At 48.1% G+C, this 19558-nt stretch carries 13 protein-coding genes; 1 reads left to right on the top strand and 12 read right to left on the bottom strand.

The window, feature by feature from the left end; all coding sequences use genetic code 11:
- Positions 1-141: 141 nt before the first annotated feature.
- A complete protein-coding gene (locus KDD36_01095; protein MCB0395215.1) occupies positions 142-7425 on the top strand; it encodes a hypothetical protein in 7284 nt (2427 codons plus the stop codon).
- Positions 7426-7693: 268 nt separating this feature from the next.
- Here the strand turns inward: KDD36_01095 and KDD36_01090 are convergent, their stop codons facing one another.
- The 12 genes from KDD36_01090 to KDD36_01035 all read right to left on the bottom strand — a co-directional run bounded on the left by KDD36_01090 (position 7694) and on the right by KDD36_01035 (position 19525).
- Complete coding sequence (locus KDD36_01090; GenBank protein MCB0395214.1) at positions 7694-8110, bottom strand: hypothetical protein; 417 nt, start codon at positions 8108-8110, stop codon at positions 7694-7696.
- Positions 8107-10362 (bottom strand): TonB-dependent receptor, encoded by a 2256-nt coding sequence (locus KDD36_01085; GenBank protein MCB0395213.1) that lies wholly within the window; start codon positions 10360-10362, stop codon positions 8107-8109. The genes KDD36_01090 and KDD36_01085 overlap by 4 nt, the downstream gene beginning before the upstream one ends.
- A gap of 69 nt (positions 10363-10431) precedes the next feature.
- On the bottom strand, positions 10432-10854 hold the full coding sequence (locus KDD36_01080; GenBank protein MCB0395212.1) for a hypothetical protein: 423 nt from the start codon (positions 10852-10854) through the stop codon (positions 10432-10434).
- A 71-nt stretch (positions 10855-10925) separates the two neighbouring features.
- Positions 10926-11456, bottom strand: a complete 531-nt coding sequence (locus KDD36_01075) for a hypothetical protein (GenBank protein ID MCB0395211.1) — start codon at positions 11454-11456, stop codon at positions 10926-10928.
- Positions 11457-11517: 61 nt separating this feature from the next.
- On the bottom strand, positions 11518-12852 hold the full coding sequence (locus KDD36_01070; protein MCB0395210.1) for a hypothetical protein: 1335 nt from the start codon (positions 12850-12852) through the stop codon (positions 11518-11520).
- A gap of 54 nt (positions 12853-12906) precedes the next feature.
- Positions 12907-14418: a hypothetical protein gene (locus tag KDD36_01065; GenBank protein ID MCB0395209.1), complete on the bottom strand. Its 1512-nt coding sequence runs from the start codon at positions 14416-14418 to the stop codon at positions 12907-12909.
- Positions 14419-14665: 247 nt separating this feature from the next.
- Positions 14666-15505 carry a methyltransferase domain-containing protein gene (locus KDD36_01060; protein MCB0395208.1) on the bottom strand — a complete coding sequence of 280 codons (840 nt, stop codon included), beginning with the start codon at positions 15503-15505 and terminating at the stop codon, positions 14666-14668.
- Positions 15506-15508: 3 nt separating this feature from the next.
- Positions 15509-16336, bottom strand: a complete 828-nt coding sequence (locus tag KDD36_01055; GenBank protein MCB0395207.1) for a methyltransferase domain-containing protein — start codon at positions 16334-16336, stop codon at positions 15509-15511.
- The gene (locus tag KDD36_01050) at positions 16333-17859 is read right to left on the bottom strand and encodes a BCCT family transporter (protein ID MCB0395206.1); all 1527 of its coding nucleotides are present in this window, start codon (positions 17857-17859) and stop codon (positions 16333-16335) included. Before KDD36_01050 ends, KDD36_01055 begins: the two co-directional genes overlap by 4 nt.
- A gap of 234 nt (positions 17860-18093) precedes the next feature.
- Positions 18094-18582: a MarR family transcriptional regulator gene (locus tag KDD36_01045; GenBank protein MCB0395205.1), complete on the bottom strand. Its 489-nt coding sequence runs from the start codon at positions 18580-18582 to the stop codon at positions 18094-18096.
- Positions 18579-19067, bottom strand: a complete 489-nt coding sequence (locus KDD36_01040) for a DUF4199 domain-containing protein (GenBank protein MCB0395204.1) — start codon at positions 19065-19067, stop codon at positions 18579-18581. The genes KDD36_01045 and KDD36_01040 overlap by 4 nt, the downstream gene beginning before the upstream one ends.
- Before the next feature lie 2 nt (positions 19068-19069).
- Positions 19070-19525: a DUF1801 domain-containing protein gene (locus tag KDD36_01035; GenBank protein ID MCB0395203.1), complete on the bottom strand. Its 456-nt coding sequence runs from the start codon at positions 19523-19525 to the stop codon at positions 19070-19072.
- Positions 19526-19558: the final 33 nt, after the last annotated feature.

Raw genomic sequence — 19558 nt, 5'->3', positions numbered from 1 at the left:
AAATATCCGAAGACCATTGTAAACAGGATGCTTTATGGTAAAATAAGGCAACCGGGAAGTGTTCCTGTGAGCATTCTTTTGTTGATTGCCCTGATGTGGCAACCTGCAGGAACAGTGCGTGCATAAACAGGCCCCGGTGGTGTGGGAAATTCAACCACCAATAAGATATGGCTTTCTGCCAATGATTCTGTATTTAACGATGCGGGTGCCACGCCGGCCGGTGACGGCAATAATATCGAAGAATGGCATGATCGGTCCGGTAATGGAAACGATGCAGTGCAAACCACAGCAGGGAGTCAGCCTACATTAACAACCAATAGCATTAACGGGCAAAGTACGGTTACCTTCGATGGGTCCGCGGATTGGATGAGTATCGTTACCGGTGACATCCCGGAAACCAACTACACCCAGTTTGTGATCTACAAGTCATCGGATGACAACGGATGCTTCACCGCTATTGCCAGTCCGGCCACCTACACCGGTGGTGCGCATGACCGTCAGTTCGGATTAAACAGCAGCAAGCTCACAAGCCGGATATGGAATTCTGAGGTGATCAGCTCAGTAACCAATTACAATGACAATACTGCCAGGATTGCAGAGATACAGGTAACCAGTGGTGTCGGACAGGAAATTTTCATTAATGAGGCCAGCGTCAAGACCGGCACCAAAGGAAGTTCCGATTTCAACTGGGAAGCGGGAATGGTGCTGGGAGGACATAGTGCATGGGGTTATTATTCCGGAAGCATCTCCGAGGTGATTCTTTACAATACCGTGATCAATGATGCCCAGCAGATCATCGTGAACAACTACCTCGCCTCCAAGTATGGTATTACCATCGTTAATGATAGATTTTCATACGACAATGTTCACTTTTATGATGTGGCCGGCATCGGTCGTGAAGATGGTTCTAACGAGCACCTCGCCGCACAGTCGGCAGGTATTCTGCAAATCAGCGCGGCGGATGACCTCGATGACGATGAATATCTGCTCTTCGGACATGACAACGGCAGTATTTCTTCATGGACTACAACGGAGGCACCCGATGGCGGTGCACACATTCAGCGTGTGGCCAGGGAGTGGCGTTTTGATCATACCGGCGATGTCGGTACCGTCACCCTAGAGTTAGACACGGCGCTGTTTCCAGCCCGCCCATCTACCTATATTTCATATGTATTGCTTGTGGATTCCGATGGCAATTTCAGTTCCGGCGCCACAGCATATCCATTGGTCTCAAGCGGTGGTAGTTTATATGAAGCCTCCGGGCTAAGTCTTTCTGCAGGTGATTACGTAACCTTCGCCATTATCGAACCGGCCATTGATTTTACCCTGGCTTCCTCTGATGATGATGAACCCAATGGTCCGGTCTCCATAGAGATATCCTTAAGTTATGCCCTGGATCAGGATATCGCGGTGGAGCATGATATCATTGGCAGAACCACGATCAATGCCACGGACTATACCCTGGTATCCGGTACTGCTACAATCACCACGGGAAACACCACCGTTGATCTCAGCGTACCCCTGACCAATGACACAGACATTGAAGATGACGAGGATTTTATTGTGGAATTGTCCAATCCATCCCTGGGGACGCTTGGCACCAACACACAGCATACGTTTACCATTCATGACGATGATAATCCACGTAAGATCACGTTCAGTGCGGCCTCCGGCAATGGGGATGAAAGTGTAACGCCCGGTCAGTTCGCTTTGGAGATAAACCTTACGGATGGAAGTAATCCAACCACGGTGGATTATATCATTTCCGGAGGAAGTGCAACGGGTGGAGGCGTGGACTATATCCTGGCGGACGGTACTGCAACGATTGCTGCCGGAGATAATAATGTGACGGTGGATATATTTATCAACGAGGATGGACTGGATGAAGCTGATGAGACCATTGTAATTTCACTTTCCAATCCAATAAACGCCAACCTGGGTGCTACCACGTCATTCACATATACCATTAATGATAATGATACTGAACCGGAGGTAGAATTTGCATTGGCCGCATCCAGCGGACTGGAAAGTATAAGTCCTGCAAATATCCAGGTGAAGGTTTCTACTGTTGCAGGACAGGACATTACGGTGGATTATACGATCACGCCGGGAACTGCAACCGGTGGTGGTGTAGACTATACTCTTGCGGATGGAACACTAACGATCCCCAAAGACAGCAGTTACTATTTTATTTCCCCTCAGATCATCAACGATGCCATTGAAGAAGGTGGTGAAAGTTTCACAATCACCCTGTCAAACCCTGGTAATGCGACGTTGGGAAGTCAGACAACGCACGAGTTTACGATCAGTGATGACGATAATACCGGCTTTACCGGACCCGGCGGTGTAGGGGATGAAAATTCCAATAAGATATGGCTGTCGGCCAATGATAACGTGTACAACGATGCGGGTACCACAGAGGCATCTGACGGTGAAAGTGTGGAAGAATGGCACGATCGTTCCGGCAATGGCAATGATGCGGTGCAAACCACCGGCGGCAGTCAGCCCACCTTAACCACCAACAGCATCAACGGTCAAAGTGTAATGACTTTTGACGGCAGTGCGGATTGGATGGGGATCACAACAGGAGATATTCCTGAGACCAATTACACACAGTTTGTGATCTTCAAATCAAGTGATGGTGACGGATGTTTTACTGCCATTACGGATCCTGTAAGCTATTCGGGTGGTTCCCATGACCGCCAGTTCGGGTTGAAGGCAAACAAGATGAGTAGCAGAATATGGAGCGATGAAACCATTAGTACTGCCACCAGTTACAATGACAACAATACCCATATTGCCGAGTGGATGGTTACCAACGGAGTGGGGCAGGAGATATACATCGACGAAACGAGTGTGAAAACCGGTAGCAAGAGTGCGTCTGATTTCAACTGGGAAACAGGAATGGTGCTGGGTGGGCATAACGCCTGGGGTTACTACAGCGGTGCGATTGCCGAGGTTATTCTGTACAACACCTTGCTGAACGATGCTCAACAGATCATTGTGAATAATTACCTGTCCTCAAAATATGGTGTGTCCATTGCAAATGACCGTTATGGTTATGACGCCAGCCATAAGAATGATGTTGCGGGAATCGGCCGTGAGGATGCTTCCAATGAACACCTGGCGGCACAATCCGCAGGCATCCTGAAAGTAGGAAGTGCCACTTCTCTGGGCAATGGCGACTACCTCCTTTTTGGTCATGACAAAGGCGATATTACCACCTGGACAACCGCAGAAGCGCCTAATGCCGGAACAAATATTCAGCGTTTGGCCAGGGAGTGGAGACTTGATGAAACCGGTGATGTGGGGAATGTGAGTATCGGAATAGATACGACCGACCTTCCTGCACGCCCGTCCGGTTATACAAGATACTTTCTGCTGGTGGATGCAGACGGGAATTTCTCCTCAGGAGCCACCCTTTATCCGATGAGTAACACCGGAGGGAGCAATTACCAGGCCAGTAACGTTTCCGTTTCGGATGGTAATTATTTGGCAATAGCCGTTGTAAGACCAATTATCCAATTCACGTCAGTGAGTTCAAGTAAATTCGAACCCAACAGTCCGGCCACCATGCAAATATCTCTGAGTTTTGCACTGGATGCTGATGTAACCGTGGATTATGCCGTAACCTCCGGTACAGCCACACCTAATGTAGACTACGTGTTTGCAGATGGAACAGCCACTATTCTTGCAGGGAATACTACCACCAACCTGAATGTGTCCATCATTAATGATGTGGAAGTGGAGTCCGATGAAACCATGGTGGTTACGCTGTCAAATCCGACCTCGGGAATAGAAATAGGTGACAATGTTTCGGATACCCTGCGTATCAATGATGATGACAACTCCCGGAAAGTATCGTTCAGAACTACCACAGGGAGCGGTGATGAAGCTGTTAGTCCTGTATCGGTTACCGTCCAGATTAACTCCGTTGATGCGGTGAACCCGACCACCGTGATGTATGCCGTTTCCGGTGGTACGGCCGTCAATGGAAGCGATTACGTATTGGCTACAGGTACCGCAACCATTCCTGCCAACGAAGACAGCATTACATTTGATATTGCCATTACCGATGATGCCACATATGAAGATGATGAAACGATAACCGTGGTTCTGTATAGTCCTTCGAATTGTAACCTGCTAAGCTCCAATACCACCTATACCTATACCATTACGGATAATGATACGAAACCAACAATTGAGTTTGCCCAGCTCACATCAAGCAACAATGAGTATACTTCACCTGCTCTTTTGGCGGTGATCTTGTCTGCACCGACCGGAATTGATGTGACCGTTGATTATTCCGTGACCGGCGGCACCGCCTCCGGTAGTGGTGTAGACTTTACCCTGGCTGATGGTACGCTCACCATAGCGGCGGGTGATACAACCGGAGATATCAGTATTGATATCATAGATGATGCCTTGGTGGAGGCGGAAGAAACCATAGAAGTTACATTGTCCAATCCCACCAATGCCGATCCCGGAACGGATCTGGTGACGACCCTTACCATCAATGATGACGACAATGATGGCTACGTGGGGCCGGGAGGTGTGGGAGAGGCCACCAACAACAAGATATGGCTGTCTGCAAATGACTATGTGTATACCGATGCGGGATCTACGGAGGCTACAAACGGGACGGCAGTTCAGGAGTGGCATGACCGTTCCGGGAATGGCAATGATGCGGTGCAGACCACCGGCGGCAGTCAGCCTACCCTGGTGACTAACAGTATCAATGGGCAAAGTGTTTTGACCTTTGACGGTACAGCTGATTGGATGAGCATTGTGACCAGTGACATCCCGGAAACGAACTACACGGAGTTTGTCATCTTCAAATCATCCGATGTAACCGGGCCATTCACCACCATAGCGAGTCCGGCTACATACACCGGTGGAGCCCATGACCGTCAGTTCGGACTGAGCAGTAATAAGCTGTCCAGCCGTATATACAATACAGAGGTCATCAGCACCGCCTCGAACTACAACGACAATACGGCCAGGATTGCAGAGATCCAGGTGACCAGCGGTTCCGGACAGGAGTTGTTCATTAATGAGGCGAGTGTGAAGACCGGTACCAAGGGTGGTTCCGATTTCAACTGGGAAGCGGGCATGGTCGTTGGAGGACATACTGCATGGGGCTATTATGCCGGAAGTATCGCGGAGGTGATCCTGTATAACACAGTATTGAATGATGCCCAGCAGATCATTGTCAACAATTACCTGTCGTCCAAATACGGAGTGACCATAGTAAATGATAAATTCTCCTATGACGCGGGACACAACTATGATGTAGCGGGAATCGGCCGTGAAGATGCTTCGAATCTGCATACCGCCGCGCAGTCTGCAGGAATGTTCCTTGTACACAATGCCAGTGCGATGGGAGATGGAGAATATCTTCTCTTCGGTCATGATGATGGTGCAGTGGATAGCTGGACATCGACAGAAGCGCCCACCGCTTCAGGATCAGAGCGCATTGAAAGGGAGTGGCGGTTTGGTGAAACCGGTGATGTCGGGACCATTTCCGTGACCATTGATACCTCGCTTTTTGATGCAAAACCGGCCGGGTATCAGGCCATGATGCTGGCCGTGGATGGAGATGGTGACTTTTCTTCGGGAGCCACGATGTATCCATTGATCTATGTCAGTGGAAGCAATTACCGGGCTACTTCAGTAGCCGTAGCTGATGGGGACTACATGACGGTGGTCGTAGGGCAGAACATCACCCAGCAAACCGGAGACTTTGACGATCCCACCACATGGCTGATAGGTATCGTACCTGGAACCGGAGAAGATGCATTGATCGCAACAGGACACGTGGTGGATTTGACCGCCAACCAGTCGATAGGTTCCCTTACAATTAATGGAACACTTAATCTGAACAACAAAAGTTTGACGGTGGACCTTGGAACAATAACCAACACCGGTACATTTAATGCAGGTACCGGAACGGTGAATTACGGCGCATCCGGAAACCAGGATGTAGCTGCATTGAATTATTACAAATTGACCCTGAGCGGATCGGGAACCAAGACCCTGGCAGGAAATGTGGATGTGGATAGCGATCTGCTGATCACCGGAAGTGGCATTACGTTGGATGTGTCAGGCAGCAATTATGACATCAACCTGGGGGGGAAATGGAACAACAATGGAACATTTACGCCAAGATCAGCTTCGGTGATCTTTGATGGAGCCGGTACGCAAAATCTGACTGCCAATACGGCTCAGACATTCACTGATCTGACCATCAGTAAATCTTCCGGAAATGTGAAACTCTTGCGTAACACTACCATAAACGGTGTCCTGGATATGTCCTCCGGCAACCTGGAACTAGGGAGCTTTGATCTGACTATGGGTGCTTCTGCAACCATTTCAAATGGAAGTAGCTCAAGCTACATAGAGGCGGATGGTATCGGGGTGTTAAAGAAAATATATACTTCTGTGCCTGCACCGGCTTTTACCATGCCATTGGGAGATGTCAATGATTATTCTCCTTTTACGTTTACGCTTCAGGATGGAACACTTGGCGGACTGGCGTATGTGACCATTAAAGTCAAGGATTCAAAACACCCCAACCTCAGCGGTACTTCTGATTATATATCCAGGTACTGGGTGGTAACACCATCAGGTATATCCTGTAACGGGGCCTGCGATGAGGGTGCCGGTGACATTGAATATGATATGAGCTATACCTACGTGGATGCGGATATCAACGGAGATGAATCACAATACATTGCCATGAAATATTCCGGAGGCAGCTGGCTTACGGGTGGATCCGTAAACACTGGCACGAATACCCTTACATGGAACGGTGTGACCTCTTTCAGTGATATGACAGGTGGTGATGGGGATGAGGCACTTCCCATAGAACTGTTGTTCTTTGATGCTGCCCTTAATAATGATACAGTAAATGTAGATTGGAGGACAGCCACGGAAACAAACAACCATTTCTTTACCGTTGAAAGGAGTAAGGACGGTATTCATTATGAAGCCATCGATACCCTGGAAGCAGCAGGTAATAGTCAAACAATAAGACACTATGCTACCATTGATGCACATCCCTATGAAGGGTTGTCGTACTATCGCCTGAAGCAAACAGACTTCGATGGGAAGACAGAAACATTTGCACCGGTGCCGGTGAATAACAACGACGGAAGCGGAGCATCATTCATGACAATATTTCCAAACCCGGCAAAAACAACCACCTATGTGATGCTTGAACGCACAAGCAAACAGGAGGAAGAAGTCCTGGTTGTCCTGCAGGACATGTTCGGAAAAACACATTACTCGAAGGTTGTGTTTCTGAGCCAGGCGGGATCCGTTATTCTGGCACTGGATATGTTAGATAAACTCAAGCCCGGCGTTTACCTGGTCACCGGTAGTTCCAGATACGGCATCGAAAGTAAGCGGTTGGTCGTGGAGTGATGGCGTTCCCGTATGTTGTATGGCCGACAAGCAGGATGTCTGCGGTACGCTAAACGGTAACATTTGGTGATTGAGTGATTTGGTGATGTGATGATTTGATGACCTGCCAGCCGCCGCTTAGGCCATTGCAGGGCAGGCTGGCCTGCCAGCCGAAGCATTAGCTATAGCGCAGGCAGGCTGGTTTGGTGATTGCAGTACTCTTCGGGTAACGACAAGCATGCGGTACGGCAACTTTAAACCTTAAACCAGAAACCAGAAACTACCCTCCCTACTGCACCGTCAGGATCAACGTCTTTTGTGTGATATTTCCATCCCGGTCCACGATGGAGAAAACCCACTTCTCTGTGCCGACCTGGTTGCGCGTGATGATCTCGGTGTCGGCGGAATAGCCTTCATACTCCGATGAGGTCATAAAGTAGTTGTGAAATGTGGTGGTGCTTGAGGCGCCGTCGTAGGCATAAGAGACATTAAAGCTTTTCAGATCGTCTTCTGTTTTAGTGGCCACAATGCCTACCAGCAGCGTGTCTCCCTGGCCTACCGTGGCATCGGCGGACGTGTAGCCTGCACTTGTTTTGAATACCACATCCGGCGGCACATGCGCATCTTTTTCTTTTTTGCATGAAAAGAAGGAGACCGTCAGCGCGAGCATGACCAATAGACTTCCTGATTTTAGTTGCGGTTTCATAAGGTTGATTTTTTGTGAAATGTGATATGACAGTGCACGGAAATGTTTCTTCCCATGTCAAAGATGTTGTAATACTTGTAGCGTGATAAGTGATCGAAGTAGACTTCATTCAAAAGGTTGGTGGCGGCCACCGACAGCATCACATCGCGTCGCTGACCAATGAAGCTGACACCTGCCGAAGCATGGATGAGCGTATAGCCCGGACTGCTTGTTTCGAATTGCGCGGGATGATCCTGTGGTAAGATGTGATCTGCACCGAAGCCCGCAAAAGTTTGTCTGCGTTTGATGTTTTCCTTCGATTTCCATTTCACTTCGCCGGTGATCTTTCCTGCGGGAATGAATGGCAGATAATCGCCATTACCTGCCTTGCCGGTTACCTGTGCACATGTTGCACGAAGCGATACATTTCCAAAGGCCTTCGGGTGAAGCTGCACATCGCCCTCCCATCCTATGAGTGAGGCATTGTCGCGTATGTACAGGTAAATGGGAAATCCGATGTATTCCTTGTTGATGGGAGCCAGGAAAATGTAGTCGTGAAATTGATTGTAAAATCCGGAGGCGGATACTGTCAATGCCCGAACTTCATAGGTGGCGGTGAGGTCGGTGCAGGCATTTTGTTCTATGGGCAAATGGATGTTGCCGATCTCATAGCGGATGGTGCCTTCATGCAAGCCGTTGGATGAAAGCTCTGCCAGGTTGCCTGCCCTGTAGCCGGTGGAGATGTTTGCTTTTACATTCCAGTGTTTTTTAACAAAGCTCACGCCGGCGGAACTATTCACAGTGCCATAGGTTCGGCTGAAGGGGATGACCTCTTTCCCGGGATTATTGGGGAAGTCGTTGTTAATGGTGCCGGTAGGCAGTGTGTTGATATGTTTCAGGTCATAACGGAAACCACCCTCCATCACCAGCGATTTGAAATGATGTTTTAAATAGGTGAAGATTGAACCCTCGCTGATCGATGCATCGGGGACAATGGACCGGGAGCCGTTATTGACATTGGTCTGGTGCATGGCCTGGATGCCGGCACTCACCTCTGAATTTTTTCCGATTCTCCTTGACCATATCGTATTTCCGGTGTAGCTGTTCAGTTGCATGTCCAGACTGATGCGGTTGCCACCTTCCTGCTCCTGACGGTTATTCAGGTGAACCCCAATGTTTGTTTTGAGGACGGAACGGCCCAGGTAAAATGTGTTTTTGGTCGCAAGAATGTGCATGAATACCGTATGATGCGGAAGCTGAAAACTCCTGCTGTTGCGGTCGTCCGGAACGAGTGGTTGTCCGGCTTCAAGCAGGAAACCCATGTGGCTCAGGGAGAATGCATAGTTGTTTTCGGAGGTCCATTTGCCTGAAAGATGTCCGTAGGAAGCCTTGGCATGATAACCTGCGAATCGGGAATTCAGTACGCGTTCTCCCCGGCCATCTGTATAGTCTGCATGATTTTCTTCACCCAGACGTATACGCCAGTGATTATTTTCTGTCGAACTTTTGATGCCCGCATCGGTAGACAAGCCCAATGTATTGGATGAGAAACGCACGGTAGCATCTCCCAATGTCTGTCCGACCGGCGCCGGTTTCTCTTCAAGGATATTCAGAACCCCTCCCATGGCCTCTGAACCGTAAAGCAGAGATGCCGGGCCTTTGATCACTTCGATGCGGTCAACACCCATATCTGTGAGGCCGAGACCGTGTTCATCCTGCCATTGCTGACTGTCATACTTCAATCCGAATACAACAGTTTGAATGCGGTTGCCGTACAGTCCGCGGATGACCGGCTTGGATATGCCCGGACCGGTGGTTAGTTTCTGCACGCCCGGTAATTGGGCCATTCCATCCACCAGCGTCAGTGCACCTTGCTGTCTCATAGAAATGGTAGACAGCGACGCGATGTTGTTGGCCGTTGCATTTGACGCGGAGGTTTGTTCACCGTACACCGTCACTTCCTGGTAATCGATGGCAGAAGGTGTCAGGGTGATATTAATTTCTTGTAGCGTATCACTGATCTGTACCCTGGATATAAAGGTCCGGTATCCCACATAGGTCACCTGGAGGTGCACCGTTCCCTCCGGAAGTTTGCATAAGGTAAATGCTCCGTCGTGGTCAGTGGCGGAGGCAACCCCATATTCAGGAATGTACACATTGGCCAGGGTAACGGGTGTTCCGGAAGAATCCGACACAACCTTCCCTGTAATGCATACCTGTGGATATGCCGCAGCCCACACCAGGCAAAGCAGCCATAAAAAAACGATTCTCATGATGATAAAGAACCATGCCGGTCCGCACCTGATGAAACAAATGCGGACCAGAGGTTATACAAGGTTTAGTTAGTCGGCAGGCTCGAAGTGTGTCTCATGCACCTCGCCATTGGTCTGGGTTTGCTTGAGCCACAATTCTTTGTTCTTTAACTTAAGAATCCGGTATGAATCTTCAGTAGAACCGGCTGCATCCGACTTGAAGCGGACATCGTCCCCGTCTTCTCCGAGTTCCCAGCTGCCTTCGTCGGTGAAGCTGCCTTCAACACGGTATTTGCCATCTTTTTCGATGTCAATGACAAAGTTGTTACCAATGGTGGCCAGGTAGGACGCCGTTTGGTCAACGCCGTCAATGGAAAAGGACGCCACTTTCCAGTCGCCGGAAAGGCGGGCTTTGGCGGAACGTAAACTGAAGGCCGGGCCTTCTTCATATTTTTTGCAAGCTGTAAGAACACATGCCACAGCCACGAATGCAATGAGCAAATTGCGTTTCATAGTAATAGATTTTATAGAATAACAATAGGTTGCAACCGGGACCGATGCCCGGAAGATAAATAATAGACTCGTTATGCGAACCTATTGTCGGGCGGAGGGGAAGGCGTTTCAATAACCGGACAAGCAAGGGATGCCTGCACCGCAGTGTGATGAACCGTGTGGAGAACATCTGTAAATATGGTAGAATGCTCCACGGGTAGGTAAACCTGTGATAGAAGTTTCACAGCCACCCTGGTCAGGGGGTATCGGGAAGAACGTTGGTCATTGACATTGCTTCTGACCAATTCGTCGAGGTTGGCAAATAGTTGTGATTCTTGTATATCGTTGATGCAGGTGAAGACTAACCCTTCTTCGGTTTTTTCATACCGGATCACATCGAACAGGCGGTTGCCCACCCGGAATTCCTTGCCGGGCTTTTCCCAATGGATCTCATGTTCAGATGAAAAGACGATGCGTTGCAGGTCTTTCTCGGGAATGCCACTCTTGATGGCTGTTTTCATCTCCCTTCTCGCCTGGTATTGCAGTATATGAAACAAGGAATATGGGCCTGCTATGCTGAACAGCAGGGAAAACAATAACAGGATAGAGGAGGCTTGTCTCATAACACTCGTAGCAAATATATATGATTTTTGAATGTATTGCCACGATGTGCGCGAGAGATCACTACCATTGAAGGCTTTTCAGGTAGTTTCCCCATTCTTCTTTGGAGGAAACCGCATAAGCCATGTTTTCTACAATACGGTCGGTGCCTATTGTGATGGGTTGTGCGGCCCACCTGACCTGACCTTTCCCTTTATCAGCGAAAACCAGCAGGGTGGCCTGCATGCCATTTGGGATTCCTGATAATTTAATATCTCTTCTGTTATTATCGAAATAATAACCGGGAAGAATACTTCGAATATCCTTAAACACCAGCCGGACGATCATGTTGGTGCTATCTGTTCTGACCAGAAGTTCCCTGGGTTCCGGAACATCCAGAAAGATATCGCAATTGATCAGGCCCAGTTTGGTGGTTTTCATGACAAAATAATCCATCTCGGATTCAAATGCGCTTTCGCCTTCACCTTCCCATACATCTTCATCCAAAAATCCTTCTTCATTCACATTGGTGGTGACCAGCACGTTTGTTGTAGGTTCATCGGTCACCAGTGAGCCTATTGGCTGCCGGTACACCTTCGTGCCTGCATCTTTTGTCCAGTTGATCAGGTCCTGTGCCTGATGCCCGCGGAACAGGTCCATGTCTTTGGATTGTCCTGTGGTGGGGATCTTAATGGTGATCGGCTTGAGAAGGGCTATATTTTTGTTGTTACAGGTGGCTTCAATGGAGATCATGCCTCCTGTTTCCAGTAACTGGGTTCCGGAGTGTGTTGTGAGTTGTGACCGGATGATATCTTCGGTGGTCAGGAATTCTTTGATACGCAAGGTAACCTCGTAGCAGTCGGTGGATTTTAAACGGAAAGCATGCACCGGGAATATCACCCTGACGCCCTGACGGGTAATGATGACTTGCTCTTCTTCATTGGATACGGTGAACTCTTCATAGGGCAGTGTGTCCACAGGTATACATGATCCGGAATAATCGAACAGGTTTCCGGTTTTATTTAATACCAATTGTGAGATACCCTGTTGGTTGGTGAACGACTGGTATTGTGCGGTAGTGATAGTTTGTCCTCCGCGTTTGGCGGTGTTCTCACATTGAAAAGGAGTCACCGCGATGTTTATGTCATAAGGGTTGAATTGTAGTTCTTCCACGCAATAGTCCCTGATCAGAAGGGCGCGGTGGCGCGACAGTTCAGCTTGCTGACCGATGTTGAGTTTCCGTATCTCTTTTATGGAGAGCAAGGGGATGGTAATGGTTTCTTTAAGGTTGCCGGAGGCAATGATTTGCTGCATGGCGGATTTCACCTCATCGGTAAGTGGTGCCTGCAAATAGGGAAGGGGAAGTTCCTGTGCATAGGCTATCACGGGCAACAGGAGGATCAACAGGGATTTTTTCATGGCCGCGCTTTTGTATATAACGCGATCTTTTGATCAATGGTACACTGTTGTGTCCTACCTGGTTTGCTCGATGTGAAGTGCTTTCAACGGTCTCTTTTCGATCTTGGAACGGAACCACAGGCGGACATCCACACATTCGAATATTCGTGCATTCCGGTGATCCGAGGGCCACTCCTCCAGGATCTTTGAGAAAGCGCGGTTGACGGACGAAGGATCGGTGAGGCGGCTGACCTTACGCAGAAAGGATACCAATATTTCCTCCGGACCATCTTTGCCAAGGTATCCGGTGATGAAGCGGTAGTAACTGTTGTACTTGCTTTCTATGACATCACTGTTCCCTTTTTCAAAATGGATCATCATGGCCAGCAGCCTGGCGAATGACTGAAAGTCTTCCCTGCCGTGCCACTTTCTGGTGATGATCTTGTTCACCCAGCGAAGGGCGGCCGACATATCGCCGTTGATAAAATAGAGGGACACCACGCTATCATAAATAGCCAGACGAAGGCTGGATGGGATGGCTTCTTCATAAGAAGTAAAGAGCGCTTCATTTTCCTTTACGAATAGGATTCCTTCATCAATCTTACCGCGTTCGATGAAGTACATCAGACTTACATTCCAGACTTTTTCTATGATCCGGATCTCGCGGTTGATAAACTTATTCGGAATGTTCTTGAGTTTCTCCAGGGTGAGATTGAATTCACTGTCCTTCTTCAATTTCACCTCACGTATCATGAGGTTGTTCAGTGCCGTGATATAGGATTCCGGTTCGTCGTTCAGCAAAACCGGGTTGGATTCGATGTGTTCCACCAACTTCATGCTGTGTTCGTAACCCTTTTGATTGTCTTCAAAATAGTAACCGTGGATAAAGCTGAGCAGGTAATGGTGGTAGATGCCGGCTTTGTATGAAACGGGTCGGGCCTTTTCCTGTTCAGCCAGGTCTTCCATGATCTTTTTCATGCCTTCCATGCTTTTCTCCGGCTCTTCCCATTTGTTGGTGAAGAAGTGGCGCATCCGGGAATTCAGCATGCGCATATGCACGAGTTCAGCATAGGCATTAAGGATGTTTTGCTGTTCCTGGAAGTGTACGGTAAAGGATTGCTGATAGGCATCGTCGCTGTTCTCCAGTTGCATGATCAACCGGTGAAGAAGTGCGTAGAGATCAAGCAGGGCAGTGAACTTTTCATGTTTATAGGCAAGGGAAATTGCTTTGCGTATCACCGATTCACAATCCCGCAACAGCGACTTGTTGAACAGAATCTCTGCATCCCTGAGCATTTCATGGAGGGTTGCATCCACGGAAATTTCCTGGTGGTATGATCTCAGGCTTTTAAGGATTGAGCCGTACAGATAGTTCTTGTAAACACTGAGGTTCTTAGCGATCTTCTTTACATCCACCTTCTCCTTCAGGGCCGCTTCATCATATACATCCTGTTTGTCGATGATGTCAAACAACTTGATGTAATTGTTGCGTGATGAATCCGTACGGCTGGACACAAACTTTTTAAAGTACCCCTTTTCGTTGCGGTTCAGTGATTTGATCAGGTTGAACAGGCTTTCCTTGTGCATACTCGAATTGTTTCGCGGCGATAGACAATGTGCCTAACGACTCTACCTCCGGTGGAAAATTACGAATACGCTTTCTTATAGCAAACTACGAAAGCATTTGGAAGGGGTGTCTGCGATATACCCATCTACATTAAGGTATGGAAATCTGATATTTATGTTGATAAATATCACAAGAACAGAGGCTTGTTTAAATATAGATAGTCGTACAGGAAAGCTGGGGTCACGGCTTGTTCTTAATCGGACATCATCACGCTTTACCCGATTTTTTAAACTGAAGGATTCCCCAGTTCAGGTAGCCTTTTTTCCCTCCATCTATCCAATGGTCCAGGCCAGCAAGCATCCGGGTGATATAGTCATCACTCACATAATCTTTCAGTTCTTCCTTTTTTCCCTGGAGCTCTCTTTTTACCGAGGAATAATGGTTCACCAGTTGTTCCGGCATTTCCATGATACGTACTTCTTCCAATCCATTGGCTGATGCAAGGGCTCGGTATAGTTTCACAGACCCCAGTTCTTTCAGGTGAATACGGTCAAGCACCGGCTTGAGTACATCTGCAGGGCAATCATCACTTTGCATCGGATCGGTAAAGATAAACTGCCCACCGGTCTTAAGTACACGGGATACCTCATGAAAAACTTTGGCTTTGTTGTCGCTATGCAGAATGGCGTCTTCCGACCAAACCACGTTGAATGAGTTATCCGGAAAGGGAATATACTCAAAATTTCCCTGATGTACGTCGATAAAGGCACCCAGGCCTACTTCCTTGTTCTTTTTGCGGTTTCGTTCATTTTCCTTTTCGCTAAGATTCAGACAGGTAACAGTGCATTTGAATCTGGAGGAAAGGTAGCGTGCAGCACCTCCGTATCCAGAGCCGATGTCAAGAACATCTGTGTTCTCGTCAATATACCGTAGCATGGAGATCATCTGCTGAACGGTTCGTTGACTTGCCTGAAAGATGCGTTCGTCCGGCAGTTCGTAGATGCCTACATGAATATCTTCGCCACCCCACACGCGGTGGTAAAACTCATCGGCATCGTTGCTGTCGTAATAAGCTTTGGTCGTATGGATCAGTTCGTTTGTGCTCATGATCTATTCGTTTTCTCTGTATGATTTTTCGGCAATGTGTATGAAGAAGTCCGGTGTTTCGGAACGGTATGTTTCCTGAAAGTCTCCGTACGTGGAGATGTTTTGAAAACCCACCTGCTTTAACAGGTTTTGCACATATTTTTCCCGAAGTGGAAACATGTTGAGATGAAACTCCGACTTGTCGGGGAACTCGTACCTGAAACGGGCCAGGCCTTCATCCACATGCTCAGGTTCAGCCTTGACCTTATCTCCGGCATAATAGAATGTATGCTTGTTGGTGAATTCCGTATTATCCAGTATGGCATCATAATTACGGTGATCGATGATGAGTATCCCATCGTGTTTCAGTGCGGAATAAAACTCAGCCAGTGCCTTGCGGCGGTCGTTTTCCGAGAACAGGTGTGTAAAAGAATTGCCAAGGCAGATGATGGCATCGAATTTACCATGCACATCCTTGTTAAGCCAACGCCAGTCTGCATAAATGGTATGCATAAGGTGACCGTGTTTTCTGGCATTTTCAAAGGCTTTTGAGAGCATGACCGGACTTCCGTCTGCACTCCACACTTCAAAGCCTTCATCCAGTAGTTTCACGGAATGATAACCGGTGCCGGTAGCCACATCCAGGATCTTATGCTTACCCCGCTTCTTTAACTCATCAATAAAGAATTTACCCTCGCCTTCGCCGCGGGCTTTCCAGTCGATAAGTTCGTCCCACTTTTCTACGAACTTGTGAACGTATTCGTCTTTGTAGTGATCTGTTTCCCTGACTTCAGTTGGATTATTTCCAAAATCCTGGTTCTTTTTCTCTTTCATCAAATCCTTCGTCATCATGGTTGTTGTTTTTTTGGTGATTCGTGTTTATTTAATTCTTTGTAAAGGCAGTAGCAAACGACCAGCAACACCACGGCAAAAGGAAGTCCGGTCGTAATTGAAGCGGTTTGTAATGCCTGTAATCCGCCTCCGATCAGAAGAATGGCTGCAACGACGCCCTCGGTGAGAGCCCAGAAGATCCTTTGTCCGACAGGTGCATCCAGCCGGCCACCCGAGGTGATGCTGTCGATGACCAGTGAGCCCGAGTCCGAGGATGTGACAAAAAAGCTGCAAATGAGCACAAGTCCGATGGTGGAGGAAATAAAGGCGTAGGGGTAATGGGCGAGCAGTTTGAACAGGGCTGTAGCCACATTATCGTTTACAGCGCCCACAATGTCTGCCATACCGGTGATCTGCAAATGAAGGGCGGCCCCGCCGAATGTTGACAGCCATATGAATGTAAGCAGGGTGGGCACCAGCAATACCCCAAGAACAAATTGCCGGATGGTACGTCCTTTGGATATACGGGCGATGAACATTCCTACGAATGGTGACCATGCGATCCACCACCCCCAGTAGAATATGGTCCAGTCATTCTGCCAGCTGGTTTGTTTGTAGGCTTCTGCCCAAAAGCTCAGGCGGGGTAGCTGTTGAATGTAACTCCCCGTGTTCTGAACAAAGGAGTCGATGATAAATAATGTGGGACCGAACAACAGCATGGCTGCGAGAAATGCGGCGGCCAGGTACATGTTCAGTTCGCTCAGTCGCCGCACCCCGTTTTTTAGTCCTAGTACAACGGAAGCGGTAGCTACCAGGGTTGTCCCGGCGATGATGAAAATCTGCACGTTGGTACTGATTTCTGTTTCGAGAAGGAAATGCAAACCGGCATTGATCTGTCTGGCACCTAAACCGAGTGAGGTTGCTAATCCGAACAGCGTAGCGATGACGGCAAGGGTATCAATGATGTGTCCGATCGGGCCGTTTACGTGTTTTCCGAGGATCGGATGAAACAGTGAACTGATCGTGAGAGGGAGCTTCCTATTAAAGGTGAAGTACGCCAATGCCAGTCCAACCAGTGCGTAAATTCCCCATGCGTGGAGTCCCCAGTGCAGAAAAGTCACATTCATCGCTGTTTGTGCGGCAGCTGGTGTCATTCCGGTTCCGGTAGGGGGATTGGCATAGTGGGAGATCGGCTCTGCGACGCTCCAGAATAAAAGTCCGATACCCATTCCGGCGCTGAACAGCATGGCAAACCAGGCAGATGTAGAGAATTCCGGTTTAGCGCGTGGTCCTCCGAGCCGGATATTGGCATACTTCCCAAATGCCAGGTAGAGGCAGAATATCAGAAGGATATTTACAACCAGGATCATTAGCCAGCCTGTATTCACCGAGATCATGGTTTGTATGTCGGAGAAAAAGGCGCCGGTACGTTTGTGATTCAGCAGTGTAACCACGATAAACAGAATGATCACCGCCAGGGATGGCCAGAACACATGGTGGTGTATGGCGTGGTAAGAGGACCGTTTGCTTTTATGTTCAGGCAAAACGGTCGGGGTTTGCAGTTAGTGACCTGAAAGGTTGTGTAGAAACAAAATAACGTTTATAAAGGATATTGCTATTAAAAAAATTGATGATTACGTTATTTTAGGAATAAATTAAAACTTAAAAGGGTAAAATAGACATATTAAATCTAAAAATATGTTCGATACAACAAATATACAAAAAAGAAAGATAAAGCCTATTGTGACAGGTTCAAGGGGAAAGGTGGGGTGATGTGTTTAGGTAGCGTCCCGTGTGATGTTGTCTTCGATGGTGAGCATCGGGGAGGCGTCCAGGTTCTCAACGCCAAGGGCGGTGATGATCAGTTGAAGGGCAGCTTTAATGGAGTGAACCTGCTCTTCAGGCAATGCGGTAATCCTGGCCAGCAGTTTTTGATGCAGCAGATCAGGGGTCTTTTCAAGCATTTCGTACCCGGCGGATGTGAGTGCGATATTGGTAACGCGCTTGTCGTCCTTTTTTGGTAACCGGGCGATCAGGCCTTTCTTTTCCAGTCTGTTTACAATACCGGTAACGGTGCTGGAATTGAGGTGAAGAATTCGTGTAAGGTCTTTATGGGTCGATTGGAATTCTTCACATTGACTCAGATGTGATAGGCAAAGAAGTTGGGGAATGCTGATTCCGAAATCCTTTTGAATCCTTTTAGACTCCAGGTTCACCGAGCGAACGATCTTACGGATATCGGTCAGAATATCTGAATAGTCGTTCATTGCCCGTTGGGTAGTTTTTTGGTGAAAAACGCCAGGATTGCGGCTGTAATGGTACCCATAAAAAATGCGCCGAATATGCTTCCTTTGATATATCTGGTCAGATTGAATTCTGCAGCGGCATCTTCCGGAAGCAGCAGTCCGTGGTCCACAGTATATTGAATCATGTTTGCAAAATAATCCGGTGTGATCACGAGGGATTTGATCACTTGACTAACCGGGCTGAGGGCGGTAATGATCAGGGTGATGATCATGCCACTCAAAAAACCCTGCTTGTAGGTCATGAATCCACCGAACGACTTCTTTCTTTTTTCAAGAAGAGCGAGCACATAAATAAGGAGTGCCGGTATGGCAAACAAAGAAGTGGTGAGCATATGTACATCGATATGTTCATCATGCATACCGGCAAGTTTTTCCGCTGTGACCCAGGTGAGGGAAGTCACAACAAAAATCAAAGCCCATTTTATCTCAGTGCTTATTTTTCCCATTCTTACTGCTTCTTGATTTGACTTTCATAGATCCGGATCCACTCTTCTGTAGTTACCTTTCCGGCAAGTGTACCGATCAGTTCAAACGGTATCTGTTCCGGCTTTTTGAAACGTATGCAACATTTTCCCATATCCAGCCGGGCACCGGTGTGCTTTGGATATTCGGTCTTAAACCAATCGAGCAGGGGCCCCTCATACAATCCCATGTGATATACCGAGATATAGTTCTTCTGTGAAGCGATATTCATGAAAGGCAGGGGTTGTTTTGGGTCACAGTGGTATCCATCGGGGTAAACGGAGTGAGGCACAACATACCCGATCATGCCATAGTTCATGGTTTCGGTGAAACCCGGCGGCAAGTGATCACTGATCACCTGCCGCAGTTTTTGCATTGTCGCCTGTCTTTCCTCCGGTATCTTCCGGATGTAATCTTCCGGGGAATTTGCTTTGACCTGCATGGGTTATGTTATATTGTTAACCTATATATTAAT

The organism is Flavobacteriales bacterium (assembly GCA_020435415.1).
GTDB lineage: Bacteria > Bacteroidota > Bacteroidia > JACJYZ01 > JACJYZ01 > JACJYZ01.
The sequence above is the reverse complement of the archived record's forward strand: the minus strand, read 5'-3'. Positions and strand labels throughout refer to the sequence as shown.

Excerpts from the sequence above, each read along its gene's own strand:
- KDD36_01035 (MCB0395203.1), bottom strand. The coding sequence starts at position 19,525 with ATGCAGGTCAAAGCAAATTCCCCGGAAGATTACATCCGGAAGATACCG.
- KDD36_01065 (MCB0395209.1), bottom strand. The coding sequence starts at position 14,418 with ATGCACAAGGAAAGCCTGTTCAACCTGATCAAATCACTGAACCGCAAC.
- KDD36_01080 (MCB0395212.1), bottom strand. The coding sequence starts at position 10,854 with ATGAAACGCAATTTGCTCATTGCATTCGTGGCTGTGGCATGTGTTCTT.
- KDD36_01085 (MCB0395213.1), bottom strand. The coding sequence starts at position 10,362 with ATGAGAATCGTTTTTTTATGGCTGCTTTGCCTGGTGTGGGCTGCGGCA.
- KDD36_01040 (MCB0395204.1), bottom strand. The coding sequence starts at position 19,067 with ATGGGAAAAATAAGCACTGAGATAAAATGGGCTTTGATTTTTGTTGTG.
- KDD36_01090 (MCB0395214.1), bottom strand. The coding sequence starts at position 8,110 with ATGAAACCGCAACTAAAATCAGGAAGTCTATTGGTCATGCTCGCGCTG.
- KDD36_01060 (MCB0395208.1), bottom strand. The coding sequence starts at position 15,505 with ATGAGCACAAACGAACTGATCCATACGACCAAAGCTTATTACGACAGC.
- KDD36_01045 (MCB0395205.1), bottom strand. The coding sequence starts at position 18,582 with ATGAACGACTATTCAGATATTCTGACCGATATCCGTAAGATCGTTCGC.
- KDD36_01075 (MCB0395211.1), bottom strand. The coding sequence starts at position 11,456 with ATGAGACAAGCCTCCTCTATCCTGTTATTGTTTTCCCTGCTGTTCAGC.
- KDD36_01070 (MCB0395210.1), bottom strand. The coding sequence starts at position 12,852 with ATGAAAAAATCCCTGTTGATCCTCCTGTTGCCCGTGATAGCCTATGCA.
- KDD36_01055 (MCB0395207.1), bottom strand. The coding sequence starts at position 16,336 with ATGATGACGAAGGATTTGATGAAAGAGAAAAAGAACCAGGATTTTGGA.